This window comes from Ktedonobacter sp. SOSP1-52 (assembly GCF_016587395.1).
In genome coordinates this window covers 2,959,190-2,979,800 of the sequence record NZ_BNJH01000001.1, presented here as the reverse complement: position 1 = coordinate 2,979,800, position 20,611 = coordinate 2,959,190, and the positions used below count along the sequence as shown (strand labels likewise).

17 protein-coding genes and 5 pseudogenes are annotated in these 20,611 nt (G+C 55.5%); 13 read left to right on the top strand and 9 right to left on the bottom strand.

The window, feature by feature from the left end; all coding sequences use genetic code 11:
* Positions 1-14: 14 nt before the first annotated feature.
* Positions 15-1,046, bottom strand: coding sequence for an NAD(P)-dependent alcohol dehydrogenase (locus JMJ16_RS14325; protein WP_201382222.1), 1,032 nt, complete (start codon positions 1,044-1,046; stop codon positions 15-17).
* Positions 1,047-1,478: 432 nt separating this feature from the next.
* On the opposite strand from JMJ16_RS14325, the gene JMJ16_RS57040 reads away from it, so the two are divergent.
* Both JMJ16_RS57040 and JMJ16_RS57035 read left to right on the top strand, forming a co-directional pair.
* Positions 1,479-1,877 carry a hypothetical protein gene (locus JMJ16_RS57040; protein ID WP_374228965.1) on the top strand — a complete coding sequence of 133 codons (399 nt, stop codon included), beginning with the start codon at positions 1,479-1,481 and terminating at the stop codon, positions 1,875-1,877.
* Positions 1,822-2,115: pseudogene (locus tag JMJ16_RS57035) on the top strand (DDE-type integrase/transposase/recombinase); the annotation flags it as partial. The gene JMJ16_RS57040 and the pseudogene JMJ16_RS57035, both read left to right, overlap by 56 nt.
* Before the next feature lie 353 nt (positions 2,116-2,468).
* Here JMJ16_RS57035 and JMJ16_RS14315 read toward each other — a convergent pair.
* Complete coding sequence (locus JMJ16_RS14315) at positions 2,469-3,449, bottom strand: transposase (RefSeq protein ID WP_201382220.1); 981 nt, start codon at positions 3,447-3,449, stop codon at positions 2,469-2,471.
* A 152-nt stretch (positions 3,450-3,601) separates the two neighbouring features.
* Here JMJ16_RS14315 and JMJ16_RS14310 point away from each other — a divergent pair, with 152 nt between their 5' ends.
* Positions 3,602-4,123 carry a GNAT family N-acetyltransferase gene (locus JMJ16_RS14310; RefSeq protein ID WP_201382219.1) on the top strand — a complete coding sequence of 174 codons (522 nt, stop codon included), beginning with the start codon at positions 3,602-3,604 and terminating at the stop codon, positions 4,121-4,123.
* Positions 4,124-4,464: 341 nt separating this feature from the next.
* Here JMJ16_RS14310 and JMJ16_RS14305 read toward each other — a convergent pair whose 3' ends face one another.
* Both JMJ16_RS14305 and JMJ16_RS14300 read right to left on the bottom strand, forming a co-directional pair.
* Positions 4,465-5,319, bottom strand: coding sequence for an NmrA/HSCARG family protein (locus JMJ16_RS14305; RefSeq protein ID WP_201382217.1), 855 nt, complete (start codon positions 5,317-5,319; stop codon positions 4,465-4,467).
* A 700-nt stretch (positions 5,320-6,019) separates the two neighbouring features.
* A complete protein-coding gene (locus JMJ16_RS14300) occupies positions 6,020-6,730 on the bottom strand; it encodes an IS6 family transposase (protein ID WP_201382215.1) in 711 nt (236 codons plus the stop codon).
* On the opposite strand from JMJ16_RS14300, the gene JMJ16_RS14295 reads away from it, so the two are divergent.
* Positions 6,698-7,192, top strand: coding sequence for a zinc-binding dehydrogenase (locus JMJ16_RS14295; RefSeq protein ID WP_236601486.1), 495 nt, complete (start codon positions 6,698-6,700; stop codon positions 7,190-7,192). The two genes, JMJ16_RS14300 and JMJ16_RS14295, sit on opposite strands and share 33 nt — an antisense overlap.
* Here the strand turns inward: JMJ16_RS14295 and JMJ16_RS57030 are convergent.
* Positions 7,112-7,342, bottom strand: a pseudogene (locus JMJ16_RS57030) (pentapeptide repeat-containing protein); the annotation flags it as partial. The gene JMJ16_RS14295 and the pseudogene JMJ16_RS57030 sit on opposite strands and share 81 nt — an antisense overlap.
* 6 nt (positions 7,343-7,348) lie before the next feature.
* Entirely contained in the window at positions 7,349-7,513 is a 165-nt protein-coding gene (locus tag JMJ16_RS54270) for a hypothetical protein (RefSeq protein ID WP_236601485.1), read from the bottom strand.
* A gap of 174 nt (positions 7,514-7,687) precedes the next feature.
* On the opposite strand from JMJ16_RS54270, the gene JMJ16_RS14285 reads away from it, so the two are divergent.
* From JMJ16_RS14285 to JMJ16_RS14275, 3 genes are read left to right on the top strand one after another with little or no spacing between them, the layout of a single operon-like run.
* Complete coding sequence (locus tag JMJ16_RS14285) at positions 7,688-7,972, top strand: hypothetical protein (protein WP_236601484.1); 285 nt, start codon at positions 7,688-7,690, stop codon at positions 7,970-7,972.
* Positions 7,973-7,976: 4 nt separating this feature from the next.
* Positions 7,977-8,393, top strand: coding sequence for a hypothetical protein (locus tag JMJ16_RS14280; protein WP_201382213.1), 417 nt, complete (start codon positions 7,977-7,979; stop codon positions 8,391-8,393).
* Positions 8,390-8,833 (top strand): hypothetical protein, encoded by a 444-nt coding sequence (locus JMJ16_RS14275; RefSeq protein WP_201382210.1) that lies wholly within the window; start codon positions 8,390-8,392, stop codon positions 8,831-8,833. Before JMJ16_RS14280 ends, JMJ16_RS14275 begins: the two co-directional genes overlap by 4 nt.
* A 36-nt stretch (positions 8,834-8,869) precedes the next feature.
* Here JMJ16_RS14275 and JMJ16_RS54265 read toward each other — a convergent pair whose 3' ends face one another.
* From JMJ16_RS54265 to JMJ16_RS14265, 3 genes and pseudogenes are all read right to left on the bottom strand, one after another.
* The gene (locus JMJ16_RS54265; protein WP_236601589.1) at positions 8,870-9,040 is read right to left on the bottom strand and encodes a hypothetical protein; all 171 of its coding nucleotides are present in this window, start codon (positions 9,038-9,040) and stop codon (positions 8,870-8,872) included.
* Between the two features lie 57 nt (positions 9,041-9,097).
* Positions 9,098-9,469, bottom strand: a pseudogene (locus JMJ16_RS14270) (IS6 family transposase); the annotation flags it as partial.
* Positions 9,470-9,569: 100 nt separating this feature from the next.
* Complete coding sequence (locus JMJ16_RS14265) at positions 9,570-10,625, bottom strand: LacI family DNA-binding transcriptional regulator (protein WP_201382208.1); 1,056 nt, start codon at positions 10,623-10,625, stop codon at positions 9,570-9,572.
* Between the two features lie 582 nt (positions 10,626-11,207).
* On the opposite strand from JMJ16_RS14265, the gene JMJ16_RS14260 reads away from it, so the two are divergent.
* The 6 genes and pseudogenes from JMJ16_RS14260 to JMJ16_RS14235 all read left to right on the top strand — a co-directional run bounded on the left by JMJ16_RS14260 (position 11,208) and on the right by JMJ16_RS14235 (position 20,610).
* The gene (locus JMJ16_RS14260; protein WP_201382206.1) at positions 11,208-13,511 is read left to right on the top strand and encodes a glycoside hydrolase family 3 N-terminal domain-containing protein; all 2,304 of its coding nucleotides are present in this window, start codon (positions 11,208-11,210) and stop codon (positions 13,509-13,511) included.
* Positions 13,512-13,660: 149 nt separating this feature from the next.
* The gene (locus JMJ16_RS14255) at positions 13,661-15,121 is read left to right on the top strand and encodes an MFS transporter (RefSeq protein WP_201382205.1); all 1,461 of its coding nucleotides are present in this window, start codon (positions 13,661-13,663) and stop codon (positions 15,119-15,121) included.
* Between the two features lie 124 nt (positions 15,122-15,245).
* Positions 15,246-16,499, top strand: a pseudogene (locus tag JMJ16_RS57025) (glycoside hydrolase family 2 TIM barrel-domain containing protein); the annotation flags it as partial.
* 482 nt (positions 16,500-16,981) lie between these two features.
* A pseudogene (locus JMJ16_RS57020) lies at positions 16,982-17,221 on the top strand (DUF4982 domain-containing protein); the annotation flags it as partial.
* Between the two features lie 69 nt (positions 17,222-17,290).
* Positions 17,291-17,644 carry a hypothetical protein gene (locus JMJ16_RS14240; protein WP_236601482.1) on the top strand — a complete coding sequence of 118 codons (354 nt, stop codon included), beginning with the start codon at positions 17,291-17,293 and terminating at the stop codon, positions 17,642-17,644.
* A gap of 68 nt (positions 17,645-17,712) precedes the next feature.
* Positions 17,713-20,610 (top strand): glycoside hydrolase family 78 protein, encoded by a 2,898-nt coding sequence (locus JMJ16_RS14235; protein WP_201382201.1) that lies wholly within the window; start codon positions 17,713-17,715, stop codon positions 20,608-20,610.
* Position 20,611: the final 1 nt, after the last annotated feature.

Genomic DNA, 20,611 nt, shown 5'->3' with positions numbered 1-20,611 from the left:
AGACGAGTCTGAGATCACATTGGGATGGGACGCTGACTGATCACGATCTTTCCAAAGGGCCGGGCCTCTTCGTAGTACTGGTAAGCGGCTCTTGCGTCATCAAAAGGAAAGATACTGTCAATGACGGGCCTGAGCCCATGGTGAGCGATGAAGTGGTTCATCGCCAGAAACTGAGCGCGACTGCCAGTCATCAGGGGTCGGAGCGTCACTAGATTAAAGTAGAAGGCACTGATGTCCATGGTCGAGACGTTGCTGGGAATCCATCCAACGACACTGACCTGCCCCGAAATAGCGGTCGCCTTGATCGACTGCTCAAGCGTGCCAGGATTGGTATTCTCGACAACGAGATCAGCACCGCGTCCCCCTGTCAGCTCACGCACCGCTTCATGCCAATTGGGTATGCTTCGAGTATTGATCACTTCATCGGCCCCCAGCTTCTTGAGCCGCTCGACCTTGTCCGCGCTTGAGGTAGTTGCAATGACGTGTGTCCCAAAGGACTTGGCGAACTGAAGGGCGAAGAGGGAGACTCCACCTGATCCCAGTGTGAGAATCGTTTCTCCAGGCTGGGGCGGGCGAATACCGGTGAGCGCATTCCAGGCAGTGACAGCCGCAACTGGCAACGTTGCGGCCTCTTCATAGGAAAGATGCTCAGGAATGGGGAGGACCGTCTCCTCGCTCAACACGATATATTCTGTCAGAAGGCCATCCAGCGTGCCGCTGAGCTGCGTGCCATACTCCTCCCATCCGACAAAAGGGCCATCAAGCCACTTGACGAGGGAATTCACGACGATACGATCTCCAGGCTTGGCACGAGTAACCCCTGGACCTGTGGCTACGATCTCACCCGCTCCATCGGCCAGCGGAATGACATCTGGCTCCTTGACTGGTAAAGGATAGGTGCCGCGTAGGATCAGACTTTCCCGGTAATTGAACGAGGCGGCCTGCACCCGCAGAAGCACTTCATGAGGACCAGGAGCTGGGATGTCGTGTTCTTTGATGATGAGGCTTGCTAAGCCCCCACCATTCTTGACATGATAACTTTTCATACAACACTCTTTTCTGATTGCAGAGGAACAGCAGTGACAAGCTCATTCCTCTTTCAACAAGGACACCTCTCATCGCTGCTCTCCTGACGAGTATTCGATTTGTTTACAGAACTGTTCTGTAACATAATATTACTTTACAATACAGTTCTGTTTCATGTCAAGAACGGCCATCTAAAGAAGATGCGAGAACCTTTTATCTCCAGCAGCAAAGAGAAGAGAAGGGCCAACTACGACGCTGATTTCTCAAATGAACAGGGATAAAAGTGGCTCAATTTATCTGAAGGCCGCTGTAGCGGTACTTTGTTGATTCAGGAAAGCGCTCCTAAATGTGTGTATCTATTCCGGGTTCTGTCAGAATCCAGAGAAAGGCTTGCCCTGACGATCATTTATGAGGTATGTTGAAAACAAGAACTGATCTGATACGGAGTATTCATGAACTGCCCACATTGCGCCTCAACTTCCACCAAAGAACAAACCCGGAAGACCGCGATCGGCTATCGCATGTTCCGCTGCTCAACATGCAAGCACCGCTTCAACGAACGGACAGGGACACCGTTCAACTTCTTGGAATATCCGACCGATGTGGTCCTTCTGGTGGTTTTGTGGCGTCTCCGGTACAAGTTGAGCCTGCGGGATCTCGCAGAAATGTTTCTGGAGCGTGGCTGGGAATTTACGTATGAGGCGGTTCGCGAGTGGGAAAAGCGGTTTGCTCCCCTCATTACCGAGCAATTGCGAACAAAACGACGTGGACAAGCAGGGCAGGAGTGGTACGTGGATGCGCACCTACGTGAGGGTCAAGGGGAAATGGTGGTATCTCTATCGCGCCATTGATGCGGATGGCAACCTGGTTGATTCTCGCTTGAGTGAGAAACGGGATATGGAGGCAGCTCAACAGTTTTTCAAACAAGCTCTCGCTGTGGTTGGCCAGACCCCAGAACGGGTCACGACGGACGGCCATGCTTCTTACCCGCGAGCAGTGCGTGAAATGCTGGGGAACCATGTGCAGCATCGCACCAACACATACCTCAATAATCGCTTAGAGCAAGATCATCGTGGCATCAAACAGCGCTAGTATCCCATGCATGGCTTCGGAGATTTTGACACAGCAGCTCGCTTCTGCCGTGCCTTTGATAAATTACGGAACTATCTTCGTCTTCGCTCCGCTATGGGAGAACCCATTTCTCCCTCAGAACAGCGACGAATTCTCCTTGATCGGCTTGCGGCTTTAAAGGCTTTGATACGAGCAGCCTCCTAGCGAGAGATCGCAACATTTCAGCATTCAATCTTGCCTTGACAAGATTCTGCACTCTCAGTTCTGACAGAACCCAGTTCTCGCTGGGCAAGTTTTTTTGCAATGGATACTGCACATATATGAAGAGCATCAAGTGGCTAGGTGTGACGCCCACATTGCATGATCCTCCTTCACTCTTCTTCCCTCCACCACCTACAGCAGCATGTCCTTACGAGCGTATCTGTGGCTCCTTTCCTTAGCACTCGCCTTGGCTCCCTCTCCTCTTGGCCCCCTTTTTTTATCATTCGGAGCCATTTGGTCCCCTTTTCATTTATCAACAATAGCCAGGAAAGTTGGGTATACTCCTCGGCCGAGATTGAGGCCACGTACTCGTTGAGCCGTTGCCACCTCCATCCGGCAGGCTGGCTCTCATCCTCGATGCGCAGGCTGCGATTGCACTTGAGGCCCGTGGTGATGAGAAAGCCGCGTTCACGAGCGGCTTTCCAGATCGCCTTGGCACTGTACCAGCTATCTAACAAGACATGGGTGAGCGTTCCGGTCGCCGGTTCAAAGCCTTGGATCAGTTCGATCATCAGGTCGATTTTGCTCTGAAACGGAACCTGCTCTCGTTCGCAGACGGCTTGCTGTCGATAGAGACGTGGTGGCAGCGGGCAGCGCCATTGTAAGAGGACATACAGTCCTTGCACCAGGCTATGTCCGCGCACCCATCTCTCATGGGTCGTGGAGTGATGTGTGCCGATGCCTTCCATCTTGCGGCCCTTGTCTTTCTGCATCGTCGAGTCGTCTCCGATCAGGTATCCTGTCACAACGGGTACTTTGGGACGCCCACGACGTTTGGGCTGCATTTGCTGTTGACGCGTGAGTTCCGCTTGCACCAGTGGAGCCAGCTGTGTGCGAAACCGCTCTTGCCAGCGAGCCATCAGCGTTTCCGTATCCCACGGAGCCAGTGCGAAGAAGCGACTGAGGCAACTGAGGCTACCTCCACTGGCGACAGTGCGTTGCAATCCAGAGAGGGTACGGGCCTGCTGACATTGAATAAACCCCAGCAAGACGATCACAAAGTACTTGTACTGCGGTTTGGAAAACAGGTCACGATAACTCATCAGGTATTGCTGCAACCACTCATAGGCACATATAATGGGTAAAGGCATGGCGGACCCTCTCTGGGCAAAAGATAGTTGAGTTTTTCCTTTTGTACCATAGCGTTTGCCCGCCTGCAACCTTCCTCTGAGAAAGGTGCAAAGAGAAGGTACCCAAAAGAGGAAGTTCTCAATACTTCAATTGAAAAGGGAGACTTGCATGTATGCCATCAAGTTTGGATGAACTCCACATTCTGCGCGCTGGCTCCGAAAGGATTGCTGATCTTGAACCTCTCTGGAAATCTTTGCATACGCATCACGCCACAGTGGCCCCTCAACTTGGACCTGTGCGTTCCCCAGAAGAGTCCTGGGCGCGGCGTCGTTTGCTCTATCAAAGAATGCTCAACCAGCCTGGCTCTTTTGTTTTGATTGCGGAGCAGGCAGAACGGGCAGTTGGCTATGCGCTGGTTGCCGTACATGGAGGTTCTGATACCTGGCAAACCCCAGATCAGGTTGCCAAGCTCGAAACGCTCTCTGTACTTCCCGATGCCCGCTCCTCGGGCATCGGTTCCGCTCTCATGCATGCGGTGTATGAAGAACTACAGCAGGCAGAGATCACTGAGATCATGGTGAATGTTATAGCTTCTAACAAGGATGCCCTGCGTTTCTACGAACGCCACGGCCTGATGCCAAAAATAATGATGCTCCAAGGCTCCATTCAAAGCAGAACAGGTGAGGAATCATAACACTTCCTCAATCCAATAGTGAAGCTTGGCTCCTCTCTCTATCTTTACAGTTTGAAGGCTACATACTCTGCCCTCCCCCCAAAACTGCAAAGATAGAGGGAGTTTTTGTACCCACTCTCCCGCGCCTTCCTCTTCCTCTACAATCAATCGCTTCATTCCACTGTTTCCAACCAAATCTTGGCTAAAGCGGTCAAGATTTGGTTGGAAAGATTTAAGGGAAGAGACTTCAATTTGAGCTGTTCTCTCTCTTCTGAAAAATGCATATCGGCAAGACTCGCCTGTTCCAATAGACCTCTCTCTTCACTCTCGGAACGAATGGAATTATTGTAGCGTTCATACGCTCATTCCTTATGCTGTGGTGGTTGCCAGTTCGACTGAGATAACCAAGTCTCCAGTGTCATTAATGAGGGATGCATCCGACGAAGTTCGGAAATGTTGGCTTGATGGACATGGGTGTTGAACCACTCAAACATCGGTTCACCTCCCGATGGCAATTCCTCAAAACGGGTGGGGATCCCGGTGAAGCGCTCAATGGTTGCTGCGGCCTGAGCGAACGTGAGTTCGTCTCCGGCGAGTTCGAGTTCTTTGCCCAGATAGAGATCTGGATGTTCAAAGGCCAAGGCTGCAAACGCGCCGATATCCTCAACAGTAATCATCTGGATCACAGCGTCCGCACGCACGCCAAAACGGATAAGCATTGATCCCTCAGACTGGGTCACAATAGGAAAGGTCAGATTGCTCATAAAAAAGGTGGGACGGAGAATGGTTGCAGGCAGACCCAATGTACGAATATGCTGTTCAATCTGCCACTTACTCTCGAAATGCCCGATCCCACTGTTGCGTTCGGCAGCACCAACCGAGGAGTAGACGAAGTGCGAGATCCCTGCTGCGAGCGCCGCATCAGCGATCGCTTTCCCCCAACGCACTTCTGCCTCAAGGCCCCCCTCGCTGAAAGAGGTCTGAACACTAAAAACGCCATAGACGCTCTCCAGTGCGTTGCGTAATGAAGCTGGCTGGTCAAGATCTCCTTGTACCAATTCAACTCCTTGCAACTGAAGATCTCGTGCGCTGCGAGTATCAGTATGACGCACGAGCGCTCTCACGTTCCAACCACGAGTAAGTAACTGGCGTACAGTAGCGCCTCCCTGCCGTCCAGTCGCTCCCAGAACCAATATCGTTTTTCCGTTATGAGACATCGTTTTCTCCTTGCATGACATGTTTGGGTGAGAAGCCCCCACTTCTTTTCATTTGGAGCCAAGAGACTCCAACAGAGAAGGCTCTGTCCTTTGCTGGATGAAGCAACCGAGGGCTTGTGACCAGAGTATAGGCGAGAGCATGCGTATCGTCACTGGACAAAAGAAGAGATACTCCCTGAACAAAAGAACAGGAAGGATCCACACGAGAAATCTAAACGAGGAAGGCCCAGGAGAGTGGGCGCAAAATTCCCTTGAAAGCCGGGTTATTGACACTATTTTGTGCTGATGCCCTGAATGGGGAGCGGTTTCCTAGATATGCAGGCGCTAGGTGCTTGTGTGTAGGTGTAAATTTGGGAATTCCCAAATTTACACATATCAGTCCAGAAACGGTCAGAAAGACACTCAAAAAAACGAACTCAAGCCGTGGCTCAAAAAATCGTGGTGTTTTCCCAAGGAAGTGGACGGGAACTTTGTCTATCACATGGAAGATGTGCTGGAGGTGTATTGTCAGCCCTACGATCCAGCGATTCCCCGGATCTGCATGGATGAGATGGGCAAGAATCTCGTCAAGGAGAAATACCCATCTGAGCCAGCTAAACCAGGACAAGTTGTGCGGAAAGACTATACCTACGAAAAACGGCTGTGTTGCAAAGATTCACGAGGGAAGACGATGGGTGTGCCGTCTCGTTTCTTGTCGTGCTTAGGCGATGAGTCTAAACAGGCTGGCAATGAAGGAAATCTGTCCAATGAGGTTTCCTTTTTTTATCCCGTGAATCTGTCCCTTACGAATCATGTGCATACTCTCATAGCCCTGTAATGTGTTCCATGCTGTTTGAAACGAAAAGAAGCCCAATCCCGGTTTCACCAGCCGTTTGATGAAGCGGTGGTCTTGTTCGACCACGTTGTTGAGATACTTGCTCTCTCGGAGTTCACACGAAGCGGCAAGCTTCCCTGCTGCTTTCATTTCCTTGAGGGCTTTGGGATAGGCTGCGTTTTTATCGACCGTAATGACACGCGGAGTCACGGTGTGGGAAGCATGGAGCGCTTTTGCGAAAAAACGTTTGGCTGCCTGGACATCGCGGGTAGCACTCAACAGGAACTCCAGGGTGTTTCCCTGGCTATCGACTGCGCGGTAGAGATACATCCACTCCCCTTTGACTTTTACGTAGGTCTCATCGACGCGCCACGAGTCGGTCATCCTTTTGAGATGAGACCGACAGCGCTTCTCAAGCTCAGGAGCATAGCGTTGCACCCAACGGTAAATGGTGGTGTGATCGACGCAGAGTCCTCGTTCTCGCATGAGTTCTTCGAGGTCGCGGTAACTGAGGGTGTACCGCAAATACCATCTCACACAGACAAGGATGATTTCAGCCTCGAAGTGACGCCATTTGAAGGGTTGTTGCTCTGTCATGGTGGGCTCTCTTTCGTTCTTTTTCTCAACTATAGCCGATCAGCTTTCTTTTTTTGCAACACAGCCTTTTTGCGTGCACTTGGTGCAGATCAGCTTATTGATTACACAACGATGCGTTTTGAAGATGTTGTCAACAATGTTGATTTTGTGTTGGATACCATTGGTGACGAGACACAGAAACGGTCATTTAAGATCCTGAAAAAAGGCGGTATCCTAGTTGGTATTGCTAGCGAGCAGGAGAATAGGATCTTTGAGTGGGCGAAGCAATATGAACGGGATGCGAAGTGGTTTATTGTTCGTCCTAACCATGAGCAACTAGCACGCATTGCCGAGTTCGTTGATGAAGGTCATATGAAACCTATTGTGAATAGCGTCTATCCATTAGCTCAAACGCGTCAGGCATATGAGCATTGTTTGAGTGGTCATATGCGTGGCAAAGTTGTCATCCAGGTGGTGGAGTAGCTTTTGCAGCCGATGAAGTCCCGCAATTGGAAGTCGGCGATGGTTTGTCCGGTGGCGTTGGTGATGTGTTGATCTTCCATGATGGTGATGTGCTCCCCGCAGATCAGCGTTCGTCAGATCTGCGTCTTGGAGATCGGCTCCATTGAGATCGGCACCCTACAGATTCGCCCACCTGAGATCGGCTCGACAGAGAATGACTCCCCTCAGCGAGTCTGCAAAAAGGCAAGCCTCACGCAAGTCGATAGAGGCGTCAGGAGACCACGATGTATTCCATTCGAGCACACGACGCTTGAGCCCTGCAAGTTGTTCCGGATCTGCCATGTCGCCCCTTACGCTTTGTTTGCGAGCCAGACCGTTTGCTCGTATACTCTTTGTAGGGGATGTATCAGGTGGCTGTCGTGTGAGAACGCCACGTGAGTGAGATGGCCTGAGCATAACAGATCTGCATAGATGTGTACGAAACGTTATCTGAACACATGCGAGGAAACAAAGCGTATGAACACCATGACTGGAGAGAATCACATCTGGATACATCTTGCCTTACCCGATGAACGCTTGTATACAGTAACGCCGGAAAAAGCTCTGGCATTTGTAGCATGGCTCAGCGAACAGATAGGCGATTTGCCTCTTGCGCTTGAGGCCTGGTTCAATCAAGCAAAGGCGCCGTCTGATTATGCTCCACTGGGGCTCTATGTGCGTGCTGACTATTCCCCTGCGGACGGACACTACTATAGTGTTGATTATGGCCTCGATGTTCCTGGTGATCACCTTCTGGAGTGAACCGATGGCAGAGAAAGACAACGACATGAAGAGGCTTGTTGAACTCATTCCCTCTCTTCAGCAGGGGATGCATGTGTGTGGGTACTTGGGAAATGGGCAGATGGCATATGTCTTTCGTCGCGAAGAAAATGGGCATATCATCAATGTCTATGGCTACCACTCTGATGATCCCTCGTCAGGCATTCTTTATGATCCTTGCGTGCTTGATGATCCCCAAGATCATGAAAGCCTGCTCTACCTCGATAGTGCCTATGAGGCGGTCTGGAGCCTATGTACCATCCCTTCCGATCTCATGAGGCAGTTTCTGCTGAGAGCCGATACACAGGAAGCATGGTTTCGTGAGAACCGTGCTCGCATCAATATCGCTTTTCTCAAGCAGCGGCACCAATATACCGAATCTGACAACAGGGAGCAGATGTGACGTTTCTCCCTCTAGCCGATCAGCACAGGCTCAATCATCGGAGGCTTTTCGCCACACGCCAGAGGCAGAGGTCTTCGCCAGTGTCTGCCAGGTTTGATGACCAGAGCAGAAGAGAGGCGGATGCTGAGACTCTCGAGAGCGTGACGAGCACGCCTGCCTCTGGCGTTGCAACGCTGGAGGAGGAAGCGTATCGGTTGCAGCTGGAGGAACGTCGCATCGAGGGATTGCGAAACGAACTTCACCTCCAGCAGCAATCATTGGCGTATACTCAGGTGATTGCGTATGAGGTGTTTCAGTGGACCTATCCTGATCTTGACGAGAAGCTGGTATTGGCTATGGTAGTGTTGCAAAAAATTTTGAGCGGAGAAAATGGAGCCAGTAATTACAGCACAAGAATCATTATTCTAGAGAAAGGGCGCACGTTTTGTATCTTTTACTAGTGAGGTATGTTTATGTGTACTTCAATTTGCAGAGCTTTAATTTTTTTGCAACACTACCAGATAGTTGACCTGCCTCAGTTCGACAGAGGCGGAAAGTGCCCCGATGGCTTTGAGTTCTGCAATGGCCTTGGGATAGGCTGCGTTCTTATCGACGTTGATCACCCCGAAGGGCTGCGGGAGCGGGGTTGCCCACAACCATAGGCTCACTTGCCTGTTCCTCAACCGGATGAACTTGAGGAGCTGAATCAGCGGTGGAATGCAGCGTTTTCAAGAAGAAACGTGTGGCCGCCTCGGCATCGCGTGTCGGGCTCAAGAGAAACTCCAGCGTGTTCCCCTCGGAATCGATCGCCCGGTAGAGAGACAGACATCCATGTTCCTTTGATCTTGACGGAGGTGCGCATCCACTCTTCAGGAGTCATTGGCGGCTTTGAGATGAGGTCGGCAACGCTTCTCGAGTTCTGGAGCATCGTGCTGCACCCAACGGTAGATGGCCGTATGGTCCACCTGCAGTCCCCGTTCCCGCATCAGTTCTTCCAGGTCGCGAGAACTCAGCGAGTAGCGCAAGTACCAACGGACACACAGCAGAATGATGCTCGCTTGGAAGTGGCGCCATTTGAACGGGGGCGTATTGTCCATGAAGGAAGTTCCTCTCTTGGCAGAATAACCTCAAGCATAAAGGCCTGACTTCATTTTTGCAACACAACCCTTGCGGCTACCGCCGGATCAGGCTTCCGATTTAGCTGGATTCCCTAATGATGAGCTTCAATCGCTGGAGCGATTGACTGGCTGGTGACAGATTGCGGCCCATGATGACATCATGAATGCGGTCCGCTATGACACGGCCCGTTTCTTCCGGCTGCGGCCAGATCGATGTCAATCGTGGACGCAGGAAGTTGCAAAGTGGTAAGTTGTCGCAGCCCACCACTGCGATATCGCCCGGTATTCCCATCCCGAGATCCTGCAGGGCACGCATTAATAGCATTGCATACTCATCATTGTACGCAAAGACACCGCTGGGATGCGAGCTTCGCCACCATCTTTGGGCAAGGACAAAGGCGTCTCGCTCATCCAACGCCAGATCGATGCGCTCTACTGTTACTCCATGGATCTGTCCAATCTTGCAGGCCCCTTCGAGGCGAGCAAGCCCAACTGGCAAGAGCAGCGGATCTCGGGGCACAACCACCCCAAGTCGTTGATGGCCTGAGGCGATCAGATGCTCCGCCGCCGTCACTCCCGCCTCTTCCAGCGTCGCTTGTACATCTGATTCTGGCGCTATCATGTTCTCCGGTACAAGAGCGGAGATTCCTGCTTTGTGCAAGATCTCTACCGCTTGATCGGTGAGTTGATGCGGCTCAGCAATCACGGCGACTGGACGCAACGAAGCCCAGTGTTTTGCCGCTTCTTTGCTGTGGACCAGGCGATCTTTGTGAAACAAAACGGTGTAACCCAGTTCGGTGAGACGTTCGGCTATGTGATCATAAGCGATGCTTTGTATCTGGCTATATGGCAGGTGATAAAAAGGGATGAGCACCAGCTGACTGCGCCCGGCAGCCAGTGTGCTGGCCACCGCATTGGGAACATAGCCCAGTGTTTCCGCTGCGGCGAGGACTCGTGCACGGGTCTCCTCGGTGATGCGGCTATCAGGCGCATCGTTGAGCACAAAGGAGACGGTAGCGCGCGAGACGCCTGCCAGCCTGGCAACGTCAGCGCTGGTTGGCGGACGCTGTTTGCGATGGCCCAGCTTACTCACGCTCCTGCGTGGAGCGCTATCTTCTTCAATAATCCTGCTCATCACTTTTTCCTGTCTTGGCACCATCTGTCGTTAAGAGCATGGTGACGGCCAATGCTCGATGGAAATATTACCATGGAGAACGGCTGTCCACGCTATTTCCAGAAGGCAATGTCACCCATTCTGCTGAGGAACCTTGCTCTTCTTCCCTACAATGTCAATTGGGCGACAGCGTCTCGCTCGGAGGAAAGGGAGGGAAAATCCTCTTTGGAGAAAGAGGAACGCACCACCCTTGACAAGAGCCTTTTCTCTCCATATACTAGCACTAACGCGCGTAAGCAGTCAAGACCATAGCAAACTTCGTTCATCTTTCCAGAGAAAGAACAGCGTTCTCTTTTTTTTTTGGACGATGCTTACACGTGTAACCCAAATGATCCGATCCTGGAATCAGACTCCCTTTCTTGACGGTATTGAAAAGCGGTGATCTCATCACGAGATGGTTACACGTGTAACTTGGATGAAGGAACAGTGAAGTGCTTGTCTGATCAGAGCCGCATCGTACATCTCGCCGCCTGTTGCGAGCGGCTCATGCCGTTTCCCAGCAGAAAGCTATGCAAGTGATAGCAGCATTTGGAGGAAAAGAACGTGACTACTAAGGAGACACTACAACAGCGCGTTGATACCCTGCTCGCAGCCATGACCCTGGAAGAGAAGGCTGGACAGCTTAGTCAGTATTTCTATCTGAGTGGGGTGACTGAGCCGCCCGAAATGGCGGCGCAGACCGAGTTCCTTGATAGCGAAATCCGTGCTGGCCGTGCAGGCAGTCTTTTGTTCGTTTCCAATCCGGGTGAGACGAACCGCCTGCAACATATCGCCGTTGAGGAGAGTCGCCTCGGCATCCCACTTCTCTTCGGCTTCGACGTCATTCACGGCCTGCGGACGATCTTCCCCGTTCCGCTAGCTCTGGCTGCCTCCTGGGACCCGCAGTTGGCCGAACAGGTTCAGACGATCGCGGCACGCGAGGCACGAGCAGTGGGTATTCACTGGGCGTTCGCGCCGATGGTCGACATTGCCCGTGACCCGCGTTGGGGTCGTATCGTCGAAGGAGCTGGGGAAGATCCCTATCTCGGCGCTTGTATGGCCGCAGCGCAAGTACGCGGCTTCCAGGGCGAGGCTCTCGGCTCTCCCGACCGAATTATTGCTGGCCCGAAGCACTTCATCGGGTACGGCGCTGCGCTTGGTGGGCGCGATTATGATGAGGTAAACCTCTCGGAGAGCGAGCTGCGCAATGTCTACTTGCCACCCTTCGCTGCTGCGGTCGAGGCTGGCGCAGGCAACATCATGACCTCGTATGTTGGCATCAACGGCGTACCTGGTGCCGCCGACCGTCAGCTGATCACCGAGGTACTACGCGGTGAACTTGGCTTCGACGGATTTCTCGTGAGTGATGCCAACGCTGTGCTGGATCTTATCACGCACCGGTTTGCCCGTGACGACCACGATGCGGCGACGCGAGCAATCTGCGCTGGCCTAGATATGGAGATGTCTTTCGGCGTCCGTTCCGCAGAAGACTTCACCCTGAAGCTTGGGGCAGGCGCGTTTGCAACCCTCCCGGACGCAGTTCGCGCAGGTTCGGTGGACGAGCACCTCCTCGACGAGGCAGTCAAGCGTGTGCTGTTGCTGAAGCTTCGCCTGGGTCTCTTTGAGCATCCCTATGTCGACGAAGAACGGGCCAAAAGCACGCTGAATTCCCCTGGACACCGCGAAATCGCTCGTATTGCGGCGGAACGATCGGCAGTACTGTTGCACAACGAAGGCGGTGTCTTACCCTTTGATCGTTCAGTCGTGCGCTCCATTGCGGTGATCGGGCCGTTAGCCGATGACAAGCCAGCCACGTTGGGTCCGTGGGTCTTCGCTCATGATCTGGAGACTACTGTTACCGTTCTGGAGGGCATGCGGCGCGTGGCTGGTGCAGACATGCGGGTCGAGTACGCGCCCGGAGTGCCTACACCGAAGCGACGGATCCCTTCCCCTTTCGCTGCGTTGGAACAGCAATCCGCAGACACCGCGCCACAGAGCGCACCATTCGACGAGCAAGCCGAGTTCGAGCGAGCCGTTGAGCTTGCCAGTTCATCCGACATCGCGGTGCTTGTGCTGGGCGAGGCCCCCGATATGAATGGTGAAGGCGCATCTCGCTCGACCCTTGACCTGCCCGGTCGCCAACTGGAACTGCTGGAGGCGGTGGCGGCCACAGGGACGCCGGTCATTCTGGTGCTGCTGAGTGGGCGCCCGCTTGATTTGCGTTGTGCGGCCAAGCAAGCAGCAGCAATTCTGGCCGCGTGGCATCCGGGCACCGAAGGCGGCCTCGCCATAGCAAGGCTGCTGTTCGGAGATGCAACCCCTGGTGGCAAGCTGCCGTTTAGCTGGCCGCGTAGCGTCGGGCAGGTTCCGCTGATCTATTCACACCTGCGCTCGCACCAGCCACAAACAAGCTCCATGCGTTACTGGGATGAGGAGAGCACTCCACTGTATCCTTTCGGCTTTGGCCTGACCTACGGCGAGGTTGCATACAGCAATCTTACCTTGCATTCGACGTTGATCGACCTGGACGATACGCTCAAGGTGAACGTCGAGGTACGCAACATTTCGTCGCGCCCGGTCGAGGAGGTCGCCCAGCTTTACTTACACCAGCGATATGGACGTGCTGCCCGGCCTGTGCGCGAACTCAAGGCGTTTGAGCGAATCCGCCTCGAACCGGGGGAGACCCGCACGCTCCCCTTCGAGATTCCGGCATCAGCACGGCGCTACTGGAGTTCAGCGGAAGGAGCGTATGTGCTCGACCCATCCACCTTCGACGTCTGGGTGGGGAGTGCATCAACAGCCGAATTGCATGCTGAGTTCCTGGTGCAGGAGAGCACCAGTGAGCCTCCCACAGCACTTCTCAACTAAAAAAGCAGGAAACCTCCCTCAGCGTTGCCATGTGACGATGCGAGAGAGACGAAACAGGAAATGAACGCCAGCCGCGTCAGCTCGTGGAACAATGAAGCGCGAGCTGCGCATGATTGCGCAGGTCAGCAGACCTGACAAGGAGTCAAGCAATGATGCAAGAGCCCATTGAGGGCGATTTCACCCTCCAAGCAGCGTCCCAGGCTCCAACGGAGATTGCCGAGCCGCTACCAAACGATACCGGCACCATGTATTTAAGCGGGCGACCATTTAAGCGCTACGCCTTCTGGTATCTCATTGCTTCCCTGGGGATGACCTTTGGGTGGAGTGTTGTGCCCTCTATTTTGGTGCCGAACCAGATCCAGGCTATTGAGTTCGCACGCTTTTTCACTGGGGCGGATGCTCACGTGAACCTCACCGCACTGGAGGACTTGCGCACAGCCGTCGCCAGTGGAACCGCAACCGCCACTGCCGCACAGCAACACCTGCTGAATCTGCTCGGTCAGTTTGACGCCAGTCGTGCCCAGGCGCTTTCCCTGATCTCCTCTCTCGGAGTTTTCTGCACGATGTTCGTGCAGCCCATTGTGGGTATCCTGTCGGACCGCACCCGCTCGCGTTTTGGTCGCCGGACTCCGTGGATTCTTTTCGGTGGGATCGTCGGTGCGCTCTTCATGGTCTCGGTGAGATACGCTCCCACTGTTGCGTTCATCGCGCTGCTCTGGACCCTGGCGCAGGCATTCCTGAACCTGATGTCGGGTCCACTCACTTTTACCGTCGCAGATCGCGTCGCGGAGTCCAATCGAGGGACTGTCTCTAGCCTGAGTGCTCTAGGCAACGTTCTTGGCGGCACTATCGGAGCGATTATCATTAGCATCCTCTTCGCCAGCCTGAAGTTGGACAGCTACTTTCTCCTCGGCGGTGTGTTGATCTTCTCGATTGTCGGCTTTGTCTGGGTGGCAAAGGAACCGCCCTCGACAGACCTGCGTGTGCCTCCCCACCGTTGGGGCGACTTCTTCCGTGGCTTTCTGGTGCCATTACGAGACAGCGACTTCCGCTGGGTGTGGATTGCTCGCATCTTGCTCCTGTTCGGCTATAGCACCTCCTCCACGCTCAACTTTTTCATGCTACAAAGCTACATTCACCCCGCGCTGAGCGCTGCGCAGGCAACTCAGATGGTGCCGCTCCTCTCGATTGCGAGCTTGCCAGCAATGGTTCTGGCCCTGGTCATCGCTGGTCGGCTCTCGGACAAGCTTGGCCGCCGCAAGCCCTTTGTCATCACCTCATCGGTGCTGATGGCAGTTGCTTTCATTGCCCCGCTGATTTCAGCAACGCTTCCAGCCCTCTTTGTTGAAGCCGTCCTCGCTGGAATCGCCTTCGGTATCTACCTGCCTATCGATCAGGCCCTCTTTGTCGATATCCTACCGGATAAGGATGCCTCAGGCCGTGATCTGGGTATAGCGAACCTGGCGACGAACTTTGGTCAGATCCTTGGCCCGCTTCTTGCCGCCCAGGTGGTTGCACTCACCGGCAGCTATGGCATGATCTGGACAATTGCCGCTGTGCTGGTCATTATCTCGGCTGTTGTCATCTTGCCAGTCAAGCGTGTCCGCTAAAAAGCCCTGGCCTGTTCCTATGTGCGAGAGGGCACGGCACAGCCGGCCCTCTAGAGAATTGTTCGGACAATGAAAAGGTGTTGCTCACGAGTTATTCGGATAGCACCTCTGGAAGGAGTCCCTTATGATCCGCATCCTATTCAATGATGGATGGGAGTACGCCGAAGGTGGCACCGTTTTCGGGATGCTGCTCACTCCCACGCAGCCTGTCACCCTCCCCCACGATGCCTCGATTGAGCGACCCCGTAAAGCCGACCATCCGTCGAGGGCTGGTGGCGCTTACGCCTGGAATGGTGTCCTGACTTACCGCAAGCGCTTTCTCACTCCTCCTGATTGGCAGGGGCAATGCATCCAATTGGAGTTCGAGGGCGTGATGGGGTACACCGAGGTCACACTGAACGGACATCTCCTGGTGCTGCATCCGTATGGATACACCAGTTTCCTCGTCGATCTGACTCCCTATCTGCATGATGCGACAGAGAACGAACTTCTGGTCACTGTGAATAACAGTGCTCAGCCCAATTCGCGCTGGTACACTGGCACCGGTATTTACCGCCACGTCTGGCTGCTCCAGGGAGGCGCGCTCCATATTCCCGCCTGGGGCGTATTTGTCACCACACCCCAGGTCGATTCCACACGCTCAATCGTTGCGGTCGAGACAGCGATCACGAACACGACTGGGGCATCCGCAATGGCTGTCCTACGCTCTACAATAACAGATCCTGTTGGGGAGATCGTCGCACAGGGGGAGATCGCTGTGGCGACCCGAGCCAACGACATGGCGACTGCGCACCAGCAGTTGGCCATCACTGATGCTCAGCTCTGGTCGGTAGAGACGCCTCACCTGTATTCCCTCAGCAGTGAGGTCGTGCTTGACGGCACTGTGATCGACCGTGCGACCACCACTTTTGGGATTCGCTCGCTCACGGTTGATCCCATCGACGGTTTCCGCCTGAACGGCGTGCCGCTGAAGCTGAAAGGCGGTTGTGTGCATCACGATCACGGTCCCTTAGGTGCTGCCAGCTATGACCATGCCGAGGAGCGCAAAGTTGCATTGATGAAGGCTGCGGGCTTCAACGCGCTCCGCTCCGCGCATAATCCGCCGGCACCCGCCCTGCTAGATGCGTGCGATCGGCTGGGGATGCTCGTGATTGATGAGTCCTTCGACATGTGGCGAATCGGCAAGACCACGAACGATTATCACCTGTACTTCGAGCAGTGGTGGCAGCGCGATACCGAGGCCATGGTTCAGCGCGACCGCAACCACCCCTCGGTGATCATGTGGTCGATTGGCAATGAGATCGGCGAATCGACGCGCGAATCAGATAGTGCTGCCTGGAGTCAGCGCCAAAGTGACTTTGTGCGGATGCTCGACCCCACGCGACCAGTGCTCCAGGCACTTCCCATTCTCTTTGCCGAGATTATGATGCAGGCAACGACGCAGGGACCGGAACAGGCGTATGCTCTCATCGTGAATCCTCCGGCCCCAACATCCGATACCGATCGCTGGGGGCCACTGACCGAGGCATTCGCCGCGCCCCTGGATGTGGTTGGTTATAATTACATGCCGCATCGCTACGACTATGACCAGCAGCGCTTCCCATCCCGGGTGATCTGCGGAACAGAGTCATTTCCCCACCAGGCGTTCGCTGTTTGGGAGGCAACGGTGCGCTCTCCGCATGTGATCGGCGACTTTGTGTGGGTGGCCGTCGACTATCTGGGCGAGTCTGGGATCGGGCAGGTAGCGATTGACCAGTCGTTAACGGGGCTTGAAGCGCCGTACCCCTATCACCTGGCAAACTGCGGCGACTTCGACATCTGCGGCGTCAAGCGCCCGCAGTCGTATTATCGTGATATCCTGTGGGGGGTACGGACCGTTCCCTACATCGCAGTGCTCGCTCCCCAGCACGTGGGGAAAACGATTCAGTTCGGTCCGTGGGGCTGGGAACCGGTGATCGTGAGTTGGAGCTTCCCGGCCAGGAAGGCAAGCGCACCAGAGTGGATGTCTACTCCAGCGACGACGAAGTGGAATTGCTCATCAACGATAAGACAATGGGCCGTAAGCCCGCCGGGGCCACCGTCCAAAATACGGCCAGTTTTGAGGTTGCGTACCATCCGGGAACGGTGGAGGCGATTGGGTACAAAGATGGGAAGGAGACTGAGCGGTTCATGTTGGTGACCGCTTCGGCACCAGCAGCGCTTTGCCTCACCGCCGATCAGGAAGTAATCGCGGCAGCCACCGGCAGCATCTGCTACGTCGATATTGCGGTCCAGGATAAAGACGGCGTACTGGTGACATATGGTGAGCCAGAAGTGAGCGTGGAAGTGGACGGTGCTGGCTCGCTCCTGGCGGTGGGCACAGGCAATCCAATCTCAGAAGAGCTGTATGTCGGTAACCACCGTCAGGCGTACCAGGGACACCTGCTGGCAGTCGTGCGCAGTAACGGCCAGCCAGGTGAGATCATCCTGACCGCGTGTGTGGATGGCCTCCCCGAAGCCAGGATCAGCCTGCTGGCGCAGTAAAGGAGAAGAGGTATGTATCCAGGCCATTTCCCTGTGGCGAACGCTATGCAAAAGAGAGGGCGCGCATCATGACCACAACCAGGACATCAACGATGACGACCGTTTCCAGAATCTCCTTCGAGCATCGCCGCGATGCGCTCGGCATTGGCGCATCGCAGCCACGGCTCTCGTGGATGGTACAAACGGAGGCCGAAGCATGGCGGCAAACGGCCTACGAGATCGAAGTATCCGAACCAGGTGGGGAGCCACGCACAAGAACCGGCCCCATTGCCTCCGAACAATCGGTGCTGGTTCCCTGGCCATGTGCGCCCTTGACCTCTCGCCAGCGCCTCGCAGTACAGGTGCGCGTCTGGGGCAACGACGGATGTGTCTCAGACTGGAGCGAGCCAGCACTTGTCGAGGCCGGACTGCTCCAGGCTGAGGACTGGTCTGCGCAGTGCATCCGGCCAGCCTGGGACGAAGATCCCAGTATCGACCAGCCAGCACCGCTCCTACGTCGCGCGTTTACGGTTCGGCCCGGCTTGGCCTCAGCCCGGCTCTACATTACCGCCCTTGGGGTCTACGAAGCTGAGATGAACGGGGTGCCAGTAGGCGACCACGTGCTAGCCCCTGGTTGGACGAGCTACCACCATCGGCTGCGCTACCAGACCTTCGATGTGACGGAACTGGTGCGCGAGGGTGCAAATGCTATCGGCGCCACCCTCGGCGACGGCTGGTTCCGTGGCCGCCTGGGCTATAGTGGCGGTCGGCGCAATATCTACGGTGAGCATGTGGCCTTGCTCGCCCAGCTCGAACTGAGGTATGCCGATGGCTCGATGGAGCGAGTGGAGACGGATAAAAGCTGGCATGCCGCCCGTGGGTCGATCCTGTCCAGCAGCCTCTATGACGGTGAGACCTACGATGCTCGCCTCGCTCGCCCAGGCTGGTCCCAGGCTGGTTATGATGCCAGCGACTGGGCGGGAGTAACCGTGGTGGCGTGGGACAAAGCCACCCTCTACGCGCCAGACGGCCCCCCCGTGCGCCGCATCGAGGAACGTCCTCCGGTCGCCATCTTTCTTTCGCCATCGGGGCGCACACTGGTAGATTTCGGCCAAAATCTTGTTGGTCGCCTACGTATCCGCGTGCAGGGAAGAGCTGGGACAACCATCACGCTGCGCCATGCCGAAGTGCTGGAACACGGCGAGCTCGGTACGCGTCCATTGCGTCTGGCCAAGGCCACCGACCGTTATACTCTGTGCGGCGAGGGCGTGGAGACTTGGGAACCGCGTTTTACCTTCCACGGCTTCCGTTATGCTGAAGTGGAGGGCTGGCCTGGTGAACTATGCACTGAGGATCTGTGCGCCATCGTGTGCCATTCTGATATGGAGCGTACCGGTTGGTTCGAGTGCTCCGAGCCGCTGCTCAACCAACTGCACGAAAACGTGCTCTGGAGCATGCGCGGCAACTTCCTTGATATCCCGACCGACTGCCCACAGCGCGATGAGCGTCTTGGCTGGACTGGTGACCTCCAGGTCTTTGCACCTACCGCCACGTTCCTTTACCATTGTGCTGGCTTCCTCCAGTCGTGGCTGGCTGATCTGGCTGCCGACCAGCGGGACGTGGACGGCGTGGTCCCTTTCGTCGTGCCAGATATCCTCCACCATGATGCGGGCGGCTCTGCGGGCGGGGCGGCGGTCTGGAGCGATGCGGCAGTGATCGTTCCCTGGGTGCTCTACCAGCGCTTTGGCGACACCGGCATCCTGGCCCGGCAGTTCGAGAGTATGCGTTCCTGGGTCGATGTGATGGCCGAGCGAGCAGGTCCAGGCAGACTGTGGAACACCGGCTTCCAGTTTGGTGACTGGCTGGACCCGACGGCCCCCCCAGATCGACCAGAGGCGGCACCCACCGACAAGTATCTCATCGCCACCGCCTCCTTCGCTTACTCAGCTGAACTGCTCAGCCGGGCAGCAGGAGTGTTAGGCAGGCAAGACGAGGCCCGACATTACAGCGAACTGGCAAACGAAGTGCGCCGTGCCTTCGTCGCGGAGTATGTGACCGCCAACGGGCGCATAGTCTCGGACACCCCCACCGCCTATACGCTGGCGCTTGCGTTCGGGTTGCTTTCCGAGGAAAAACAGCGGGCGTCAGCGGGCAAGCAGTTGGTAGGGCTGGTGCGTGACAGCGGCTACCACATCAGCACTGGCTTCGTGGGGACGCCATTGATTTGCGATGCGCTGTGCAGTGTGGGAGCGTATGACGCCGCATACCGTCTGCTGCTCCAGCGCGAATGTCCTTCCTGGCTTTATCCTGTGACCATGGGTGCCACCACCATTTGGGAACGCTGGGACAGCCTGTTGCCTGATGGCACGATCAACCCCGGCGAGATGACCTCGTTCAATCACTACGCCCTGGGTGCCATCGGTGACTGGCTGCATCGCGTCCTGGGTGGGTTGGCATCGGCTTCTCCAGGGTATCGGCGTATTTCCATCGCGCCACGTCCCGGCGGTGGACTCTCCCGCGCAACGGTGCGCCACCAGACCCCCTATGGACTCGCCTCAGTAGCCTGGCGGATCGCCAATCGGCAGATGAGTCTTGAGGTGGTCGTGCCGCCAAACACAACGGCGGTCGTCACGCTCCCCGGTAGCGACGAGGCATCACTGGAAGTCGGATCCGGAACACACCGGTGGGTTTACGCGTACACTCTCGCTGACACCCGTCCGAAGCTGACCCTCGATCACCCCCTCAGTGCGTTTTTGGACGACCCGCAGGCCGGAGCAATCGTCACCGCCACGCTCTCGCGCTTCATTCCGCAGGCCGGGGTGCAGATGCAGGGTGCATCACAAGGCTACAGCGCCCTTCCCCTGCGAGCGATCCTTTCTATGCTGCCGAACACAGGGGAGATCTCTGCCGCCATCGAGAAGGCGCTTGCGGACCTCAATGAACGCAGTCAAGAGAGCCAGACAGAAGTGAACTTACCAGAGGAGTGAT